Raw genomic sequence first — 9,438 nt, forward strand, 5'->3', positions numbered from 1 at the left:
GAGCCGCTGTTGCAGGCGGTCAGGGCTAGCGCGGCGGCGGCAGCGATGGCCACCATTCCCGCCAAACGGCCGGTCTGGCCTGTGCTCTTGCGGTTCAACATCATTGTTCTTCCTTTTTCCTCGTGCGGTCGGTACAGCCGGTCCGGTCTGGATGCGGCTGCGGTAGTGCGGTGGGCAAAATTTCAGGGGGTGCTTCGGGTGAAACTTCGACGGACGCGCCTGGTGTGGCGCCATTGTTTGATCGCGGAGCCGACGCTCGGCGCCACAACGGAGACGATCAGCAGCAGCCCGGTCACCGTGATGAGCACGACGTCGGACACGCGGGCCAGGCGGAGGGCGTAGTTGAGGGTTCCGATCAGCAGGACACCGGCGATCACGCCGGGGATGGATCCCTTGCCGCCGAAGATCGAGACGCCGCCGAGAAGAACGGCGGCGATGACGGCCAGTTCCAGCCCGGACGCGTTGTCGCTGCGGGCACTGGTGTAGCGCAGGGTCCAGTAGATCCCGGCCAGGGCCGAGACAACACCGGAGGCAACGTAGAGCCAGAACTTGCTGCGGGCCACCTTGATGCCCACAAAGCTGGCGGCTTCCTTGCTGTAGCCGATGGCGAACAACCCGCGGCCGAACGGCGTGAAGTGGAGAAGGACCCCGAAGAAGACAATGACAACCACCACACCGATCATGACCGTGGGGATGCCCGTGCCGCCGAGCTTGGAGGTGAAGAAGGCCGTGAGCGCTTTCGGGAAGTTGGCCACGGCGTTGTCGCCGATGATGACCAGGGCGAGGCCCCGGAAGAGGGCCAGGGTGCCGATCGTGACCGCCAGGGAGGGCAACCCCAGGACGGCGATCAGGAATCCGTTGAACATGCCGGCCGCGAGGCCGGCCAGAAGGCTGATCGCCAGCACCAGCCAGATATCCATGCCGCCGGCCCAGAGCACGCCCATGAGGGCACTGGTCAGTCCTGCAATACTCGCGACGGACAGGTCGATTTCGCCGGTGATGATGATCAGGGTCATCGGCATGGCGATCAGCAGGACCGGGATCACGTCCAGGAGCAGAAATCCGGTGGTGACCGGTGAGGCGAAACGCGGGATGGCGATGGCAGCGTAGATCAGGAATGCGATCAGGGCATAGATGGTGATGGCATCCCGGCCGGCCAGGATCCGTGCCGCCCCGGTCCTGCCCTTGGGCTCGGAGGCCAGCGGCTTGGTGCTGTCAGCCATTGGAGCCGGAGCCGTGCCGGTTGTCGACGTGGTTTCAGACATTGCGTGCCTCGCTTATCCGCAGTTTCTTGGCTGTGCGCAGGCTTGCCACGCGGTCGATGATGATGGCCGTGAGAATCAGCACGCCGACGATTGCCTGCTGCCAGAATTTGTCGACCCGCAGGGCGGTCAGGGAACTGGTGATGGTGGTCAGGAGCACGGCTCCGAGGGCGGCCCCGGTCACCGATCCGCTGCCGCCGAAGATGGCCACTCCCCCGACGACGGCGGCAGCAACGACGGTCAGTTCCATGCCGGTGCCGGTGGTGGCGCCCACGGAGTTGAAGCGGCTTGCGTAGAGCACGCCGGCCAGGCCTGCCAGGGCGCCGTTGGCCAGGAAGGCGAGGAAGACGCGCTTGGACACCTTGATGCCGAAGGCAGTGGCCGCATCCGGATCTGAGCCGATGGCGTACAGGTCCCGTCCCGGACGGGTGCCTGCCATGTACACGGCCACCGCAGCGACCACCAGGATGGCCAGCATCGTGATGATGGGAAATCCCAGCACGGTGTTTACCGAGAGGGCGCCGAAGGCGTCCGGCCGGTCCCCGGCGAAGTACTGCTTCCCGCCGGCCCACGCATTGTTCAGGCCGCGGAATACATACAGGGTTCCGAGCGTGATGACGAGCGCAGGAACTTTGGCCGCGGTCACCAGGAGCCCGTTGATCGCCCCGAGCAGCGCGCCGAAGGCCATGCCGATCACGAACACGGCGGCAATCGGCAGATCGGGCATGGCGGAGAAAATGGTGCCGGTGCCGAAGGCCACCAGCCCCAGCATCGAGCCAACGGACAGGTCAATGTTCCGGGTGATGATCAGCAGGGTCTGCCCGGCTGCCAGGATCATCACGATAGTGGCGTTCAGCAGCAGGTCCTTCACGCCCTGCGGCGTTAGGAACAGCGGGTTGATCAGGTAGGTGACGAGCACCAGCAGCACCAGCGCGATGATCACGGGCAGTTCGCGCAGCCGCAGCATCGATGCCAGGGCATTGCGGGCGCTGCCGGCGGGCGCCGTCGCCGTCGCCGGTTTCTTATGGTCCAGGGCTGAGCTCACAGGGTTCCTCCTGCGGAAGTGGTTGCGGCGTGCATAACGGATTCCGGATTCGCCACGGCACGGTCCAGTTCGGCGGTAATCCGGCCTTCGCGCATGACCAGGACCCGGTCCGCCATCCCGAGGACCTCGGGCAGTTCGGAGGAGATCATCAGGATGGCGATTCCCCGCCCCGCGAGGTCGGAAATGAGCCGGTGGACCTCACTTTTCGTTCCGACGTCGATGCCGCGGGTGGGTTCGTCGATGATCAGGAGCTGCGGATCGGTGGCCAGCCACTTGGCCAGCACCACCTTCTGCTGGTTTCCGCCGGAGAGGGTGGAGACCGCGTGCTCCTGCGATCCGGCCTTGACCTGGAGCTTCTTGCTCCAGTCCTGCGCCGCCCGGCGTTCGGCGGCACCGTTGATCAGCCCCGCCGTCGCCAACTTGTTGCGCAGGGTCAGGGTGACATTGCGGGCCACGGAGAGGTTCATGACCAGCCCCTGCTTGCGGCGGTCCTCCGGGACGAAGCCCATGCCCGCCGTGATGGCTGCCTGGGGGTCACGTGGTTTCAGTGTGCTGCCCTTGAAGCTGATCTCACCGGCGTCGTAGGGGTCGATGCCGAAGACGGCGCGTGCCACCTCCGTGCGGCCGGCGCCCACCAGGCCGGCCAGCGCGACGATCTCCCCGGCGCGGACTTCGAAGCTGATGTCGCGGAACACCCCTGCCCGGCTGAGCCCGTCGACTTTCAGGACGGTGTCCCCGATCTCCGCAGCCGTCTTCGGGAAAAGTGCCTCGATGTCGCGTCCGACCATCTCGCGGACGATTTCCGCGACGGTGACGTCGGCGGTCCGGTGCGTGGCGATGTACCGGCCGTCCCGCATAACAGTGATCCGGTCGCACAGATCAAAGACCTCGTCGAAGCGGTGCGAGATGAAGAGGATGCCGGTTCCCTTGTCCCGGAGGCCGCGGGCGACGGCGAACAGCCGGTCCACCTCCACCCCGCTCAGCGCCGCCGTGGGCTCATCCATCACCAGCACTTTGGCATCGAGCGAAATGGCCTTGGCGATTTCGATGATCTGCTGGTCCGCGATGGACAGGCCCTCGGCAATACGCGTCGGATCGATGGGGACGCCGAGCCGTTCGAACAGCCCGCTTGCCTCCCTGACCATGGCGGATTTGCTGATCAGCCCGAACCGGCCCTTGGGCTGGCGTCCAACAAAGATGTTCTCCGCCACGCTGAGGTCCGGAAAGAGCGTGGGTTCCTGGTAGATGACGGAGATTCCGGCGGCCTTGCTGTCACCGACGTTGCGGAACTGGACGCTCTCCCCGCTGACCCTGAAGTCGCCCGAATCGGGATGGTGCAGGCCGGCGAGGATCTTGACCAGGGTGGACTTGCCGGCGCCGTTCTCGCCGACCAGCGCATGGATTTCGCCGGCCCGGATTTCGATGGTCCCGTCGGCCAACGCGACCACGGGGCCGAAGGTCTTGGCCGCGTGGGAAAGGGAGAGCATCGGCCCTGCGCCGTCCGCTGAGGGACCGGACCGGGAGCTGTCTGTCTGCTGCATAAAGATAACCGCACCTTTGGGGCTGAGTGAACATCATAATGAATCGTTTCAGAGCTGCTGTGATTTGAATCATATGAGGTCGATGACCCGGGCGTCAATAGGTGTAAAAATCCCGCGGTCCCGTCTTTTGATTCGTTTCATTGAAAGGGTTCAAATCAGCACCGGGACAGGTATCCTGAGTGCACCACCTTCGGTACGCCCTGCTTGCCCGTCCAAGAGGCAGCGGCACCCGCATTCAGGAGCTCACGAATGGTTTCAGCCAGCGTCAAGGACGTCGCAGCCCTTGCCGGCGTGTCCGTCGGGACAGTATCCAATGTGCTGAACCGGCCGGAAAAAGTGTCCGCGGAGGTCACCTCCCGGGTACAGGCAGCGATCGACAAGCTTGGCTTTGTGCGCAACGACGCCGCCCGCCAGCTGCGCGCCGGCATGAGCCACAGCGTTGGCCTGGTGGTGCTTGACGCCTCAAACCCCTTCTTCACCGACTTGGCCCGGGGAGCGGAAGACCGGGCCGCGGCCGAACACTTCACCGTCCTGGTCGGCAACAGCAACGAGGACGCAGGACGGGAAGCAGCGTACCTGGATCTCTTTGAACAGCAGCGTGTCCGCGGAGTGCTGATCTCTCCCGTGGGCAATGTGATCCCCAGGCTCGAACAGCTGCGGCGGAGAGGCATCCCCACAGTCCTCGTGGACCGGCAAACGGACAACTTGAGTTTCTCCTCCGTCGCCGTCGACGACCTGGCCGGAGGCGAGATGGCCGTTGCACACCTGCTGTCTGTGGGCCGGCGGCGGATCGCCTTCGTGGGCGGCCCGGAAAGTATCCGCCAGGTGGCTGACCGGCTTTCCGGCGCGCGCAAGGCCATGGAATCGGCGCCCGACGCCACCTTTGAAGTCATCCCGACTGAATCCCTGACGGTCCTGTCGGGCCGGGCCGCCGGCGAGGCCATCCGGNNNCCGGCCCGCGGCAGAACGGCCGGATGCGATCTTCGCCGCCAACGATCTGCTCGCGGTGGGTGTCCTGCAGGGCCTGATGCTGATGGGCGGCGTGCAGGTGCCGCAGGAGATAGCGCTGATTGGCTACGACGATATCGAATTTGCCGCCGCCGCCGTGGTCCCCCTGTCGTCCATCCGGCAGCCCAGCGCCCTGATTGGTTCGACCGCCCTGGAATTGCTGCTCCGGGAGGCGAGCCCGGCGGCCGGGTTTGTCCCACGCCAGGTTGTTTTTCCGCCCGAGCTGGTGGTCCGGGCGTCCACACGGAGCTGAGGGCGCCGGCCCGGCGGCCCCTGGTCCGCCCCTCGACGTCGCGGTCCGGTGGATGACTACCGGTACTGGACCGGCGCCGCAGGGTCCGGGGCAATGCAGGGCCAGAAGGGCACCCACAGCACCGGCCCCGCATCACCGATTGGACCACCGCTATCCGGGGTGTTGCCTCCGTCCGGCCCGAGCCCCCACCTGACCGTACCTGACCGTACCGAGCCGCTCAGCGACAAGCATCAGCAAGGACAACCGCACAGCGTTGGCCAGTGTGAGCGCAACGACATTCAGCACCACGGGCGCCGCCCACGGGAAGACCTTGGCTGAGCCGCGCGCCGCAAATTTCAGGCGTTCATGCGCTCCGGCCCGCGCTGCACAACCTTCAGCGCGTTCCGCCACCGGAGGGCCCACGCTGCCGCATGCTGAACCATCAGCGGGACCAGCGGCACGAGGGTGAGCGTCCATCCCACAGCGACCGACACGTCAATTCCCGGCAGGACGCCGGCAGGCTGGGACAACGCCAACGGCCCGCCGACGCCAGCATCGCCGAGTTCCAGCGGCAGCGTCAGGGCCCCGACGACAGAGACCAACAGGGCAGTGATGGAGGCGTAGAGCGTCCCGCGGGCGAGGAGCTCATGTGCCTCGTCCGATGCGAGCATCACGATGACAACAGCGACGACGACGGCGGAGCCGGCGGTGGCCGTCCGGGCACTGACCTTGGCCCCTGATCCGTGAGGTCCATGACCCCGCCGAGTTGGGCAACGCACCAGCCCAGCGTCCCCGCTGCCACCGCGATGCCGGCTGCCAGGTGCAGGTCCGACAGGTGCTGGTGCCAGCGCCGCCCGGACCAGAAGTCGGCGCTGCGCAATCCGCGGGCCTGCGCCACGGCACAGCGGCCGAACGGCACGGGCCGGGACGCTCCCGGTGTCGGTGGTTCAACGCCTTCATAGCGGGTCCGCGAGCGGGAAGCCAGGACATAAAAGAGCACCGCGACCGCAAGCGGCGCGATCGTGCCCGCCGCCAGCCGAAACCCCGGACGGTCATACGGCGCCCGGAAGTTCAGCAACGGCATGCCCCAAAGCTGGTTGCGGCACTGAAGCTGGCCCAGGCATTGGCAGGCGAACGTATCAAGGCTCGGAATCGTGAACATCATCGCGCTGCTCAACGTCAGAGCGAGGGCGGCGAGCCGGGCAACCCACCGGAATCCCCTCGTCGTCGGCTCCGCCGTTCCCTCCTCAGCCCCGGACATCGCGCGGCACCGGGCCATCCACCCGGCCATATTGGCAAGCATCGACGGCAACAGCGGCGTCCACAGCACCCGAAGCGGCGAGTGGGAGGGGAGGTCAGGCCGCCCCACGAGTACGCCTCACGGTGCCGGCCACGGGCGTCGGTCGTCCGGTAGAACCCTGCGATGCGGTCCCCCGCGACCCTCGTTGGCTTCATATCGCCGTGCAGGGCCTCCGGCGGTGGGCCGCCCACACCGTGCACACGTATTTCCGTCAGGCCGTCGAGGTTCACCGCGGGGTTCCTGGCTACATCAGGCGGTGGCTGTGGTGGTCGGTGCCGCGCATGCGGATGGCGACGAGGATACCGGACAACGCTGTCAGGCCCGCGACGACGCCGACGGCGGCCGGAATGCCGAACGCGTCGGCGATGATCCCGGAGAGCAGCGCGCCGACAGCGAATCCGCCGTCGCGCCAGAGACGGTAGATGCCGACAGACCGGGCCCGCCACTGCGGGTGGGCGACGTCACCGATGGCCGCAAGCAGGGTGGGATACACCATGGCCGTTCCGAGGCCCAGGAGGACAGCGGCGGTCAGCCAGATCCCGAAGTCCTGGCCCACGGCGATCATTCCCAGGGCGGCGGCCTGGACGAGCATGCCGCCCACGATCAGCCATTTGCGCCCGTATTTGTCCGACAATGCCCCGGTGACGAGCTGCGCTGCGCCCCAGACGGCGGGATAGACGGCGGCGAGAATGCCGATCTTTTCGATCGTCAGACCTGCGGCGGCAAACAGGACGGGGAACAGGCCCCAGGCGAGGCCGTCGTTGAGGTTGTTGACCATCCCGGCCTGGCTGACCGAGGAGAGTGATTTGTCCCGGAAGCTGGTGAGGGTGAAGATTTCCCGGTTGCTCAGTTCCCCGTGGGCGTCGGCGTGGGCGGCCGTGTGGTTGGCGGCCTCGAGCCTGGCGTGGTCTCTGGTTTCCTTCACGGCGAAGACCGACAGCCCGAGGCCGAGGGCGATGTAGGCCGCGCCGAGCAGGAAGGGTCCGGGGCGCAGGCCGTAGTTGGCGGCAATGTAGCCGGTGGCGAGGGCGGTACCGGCGACGCCGAGGTAGCCGGCTGCTTCATTCAGGCCCATGGCGAGCCCCCGCTTGGAAGGTCCGACGAGGTCCATTTTCATGACCACGGTGGTGGACCACGTGAGGCCCTGGCTGACGCCCAGGATCACGTTGGCCGCGACGATCCAGCCCCAGCTCGGACCGAGGATCAGCATCAGCGGGACGGGCAGGGCGATGATCCAGCCGGCGATCAGGACGGGTTTGCGGCCGTAGCGGTCCGAGAGGGTGCCGGCGAAGTAGTTAGTGCCGGCCTTCGCGAGGCCAAAGGCCAGGATGTAGGTCAGTGCGCTGGTGTAGAGGTCCAGATGGAAGACCTGCCCGGCCAGCAGCGGAAGTACGGTCCGTTCCTGGCCAAGGGTGCCGCCGACGAGGGCGTTGACGGCGACAAGGAGCATGAACTGCGCCAGGTTCTGCCGAAGGCCCAGCGTCATGCCGTTGCCGTGGCGCTGCTGCCGCAGGGAGTTGGTGTTGCCGGACGTCATGGTGCTCCAGACGGTTGGGACGAACGATGGCGGCGGCCCTGTTGCCAGGGCCGCCGCCAGGGGTGCCAGTCAGTTAGTGCCGGTCGCGGTGGCTAGTTGCTGGAGACGGATGCCAGTGGCTGCCGGGTTGCCCAGGCGGCGTAGCTGCCGTCGAGTTCGACGACGTCGTAGCCGGCGCGGCGCAGCGCGCTGGCCGCGACGGAGTTCCGGACGCCGCTTTGGCAGTAGCTCACGATGGTGCCCTCGGCCGGGAGCTCGTCCAGGTGCCACATCACGCGGCCGCCGCTGAGCTGGTGGGAGCCCGGGATGTGTCCGGCGGTGTGTTCAGTGCGGTTCCGGACGTCCAGGACCATGGCGGCGTCGAAGTTCTCGAGGTCTTCAGGCGCGATGAGCTTCGGGGTGCTGACCGGCAGGCCCTCGAAGCCGGTGACGTAGCCGGCGACCTTGTCGATGCCGACGCGGACCAGGTGGTCCCACATCTCCTGCGCTGCGGACTGGTCAGGGGCCAGGAGCACGAGCGGGTTCTTGTCGGTTTCCGGGTTCACCACCCAGGCGCCGAAGCTGGCCACGGATTTGCCGGCCGGGACGTTGAGGGAGCCGGTGACGGTACCTTCGTGGACCTGGTCGTTGGGGCGGGTGTCGATGAACGTCACCGTGTCCGCGGCGAGGTCCTTCGCGACGGCGGCGAGGTCGAGTTCGGCCAGCGGGGCGCGTTCGCCCATCACGGCCGGGCCTTCACGGTTCTCCCGCTTCATCCGGCCGAAGTACGCGTGCGCGTCGGGCTGGCCGTCGAGGAGTTCATCAATGAAGCCCTGCTCGTCGTTGGCGGCCAGGTACGGGCCCCACCAGGAGTAGAGCCGCTCGTAGCCGACCGTGGAGGACGCGATCGCGCCCAGGGCCTTGCCGCAGGCACTGCCGGCGCCGTGGCCCGGGTGGACCTGGACGTGGTCCGGCAGGGTCAGGAACTTCTCCCGCAGGCTCGCGAAGAGCTGCTTGGCCCCGCCGAAGCGGGTGTCCACCCCGCCGGCAGCCTCATCCAGCAGGTCCGGGCGGCCCAGGTCCCCGGAGAAAACAAAGTCACCCGAGAGCAGGTACCCGGGGGTGTCGGCAAACGCACCATCGGTGACCAGGAAGGACAGGTGCTCCGGGGTGTGGCCGGGCGTATGCAGGGCCTTCACCGTGATGTTGCCCAGGGTGATCACATCATTGTCATAGAGGCGCTCAGCCTCGAAACCGTACTGCCAGTCCACTCCACCCTCACCGGAAACATAAGCAGTGGCACCGGTCGCGGCCGCCAGCTCCCGGGTGCCCGAGAGGAAATCCGCATGGATGTGGGTCTCGGTCACGGCAACAATCGTCATGCCGTTCTTCGCAGCCAGAGACTGGTACACCGCGATGTCACGGCGCGGGTCAACGACCAGCGCCTCACCCTTGGCCTGGCAGCCAATGAAGTAACTGGCCTGGGCAAGATCTTCGTCGTAGATGCGTTCCAGAAGCATGTGCTCTCCTTCGT

Annotated in this window: 8 protein-coding genes and 1 pseudogene (1 of these 9 running past the window's edge); 1 reads left to right on the forward strand and 8 read right to left on the reverse strand. The window is 66.8% G+C overall.

Annotated elements, in window-relative coordinates:
- The 4 genes from rhaS to K789_RS0121395 all read right to left on the reverse strand — a co-directional run.
- A protein-coding gene (gene rhaS / locus K789_RS0121380) for a rhamnose ABC transporter substrate-binding protein (RefSeq protein ID WP_051181231.1) crosses the window boundary here: on the reverse strand, positions 1–104 show its start. It extends 958 nt beyond the left edge of the window; 104 of the gene's 1,062 nt are visible here — the first part of the coding sequence; the start codon lies at positions 102–104; its stop codon lies off the left edge, out of view.
- A 78-nt stretch (positions 105–182) separates the two neighbouring features.
- Positions 183–1,223, reverse strand: a complete 1,041-nt coding sequence (locus K789_RS0121385; protein ID WP_029705647.1) for an ABC transporter permease — start codon at positions 1,221–1,223, stop codon at positions 183–185.
- Between the two features lie 34 nt (positions 1,224–1,257).
- Positions 1,258–2,307 carry an ABC transporter permease gene (locus K789_RS0121390; protein WP_024368524.1) on the reverse strand — a complete coding sequence of 350 codons (1,050 nt, stop codon included), beginning with the start codon at positions 2,305–2,307 and terminating at the stop codon, positions 1,258–1,260.
- Complete coding sequence (locus K789_RS0121395; RefSeq protein ID WP_024368525.1) at positions 2,304–3,848, reverse strand: sugar ABC transporter ATP-binding protein; 1,545 nt, start codon at positions 3,846–3,848, stop codon at positions 2,304–2,306. The genes K789_RS0121390 and K789_RS0121395 overlap by 4 nt, the downstream gene beginning before the upstream one ends.
- Before the next feature lie 249 nt (positions 3,849–4,097).
- Between K789_RS0121395 and K789_RS23790 the strand changes: the two are divergent.
- A pseudogene (locus K789_RS23790) lies at positions 4,098–5,109 on the forward strand (LacI family DNA-binding transcriptional regulator).
- Positions 5,110–5,444: 335 nt separating this feature from the next.
- Here K789_RS23790 and K789_RS0121405 read toward each other — a convergent pair.
- The 4 genes from K789_RS0121405 to K789_RS0121420 form a co-directional block, all read right to left on the reverse strand.
- On the reverse strand, positions 5,445–5,762 hold the full coding sequence (locus tag K789_RS0121405; RefSeq protein WP_128081696.1) for a hypothetical protein: 318 nt from the start codon (positions 5,760–5,762) through the stop codon (positions 5,445–5,447).
- A complete protein-coding gene (locus K789_RS0121410) occupies positions 5,759–6,457 on the reverse strand; it encodes a hypothetical protein (protein ID WP_128081697.1) in 699 nt (232 codons plus the stop codon). The genes K789_RS0121405 and K789_RS0121410 overlap by 4 nt, the downstream gene beginning before the upstream one ends.
- A gap of 175 nt (positions 6,458–6,632) precedes the next feature.
- On the reverse strand, positions 6,633–7,925 hold the full coding sequence (locus K789_RS0121415) for an MFS transporter (RefSeq protein ID WP_024368531.1): 1,293 nt from the start codon (positions 7,923–7,925) through the stop codon (positions 6,633–6,635).
- A gap of 92 nt (positions 7,926–8,017) precedes the next feature.
- Positions 8,018–9,424, reverse strand: coding sequence for an MBL fold metallo-hydrolase (locus K789_RS0121420; protein WP_024365914.1), 1,407 nt, complete (start codon positions 9,422–9,424; stop codon positions 8,018–8,020).
- Between the last annotated feature and the right edge of the window lie 14 nt (positions 9,425–9,438).

It is taken from the genome of Arthrobacter sp. TB 26, assembly GCF_000427315.1.
Taxonomy (GTDB): domain Bacteria; phylum Actinomycetota; class Actinomycetes; order Actinomycetales; family Micrococcaceae; genus Arthrobacter.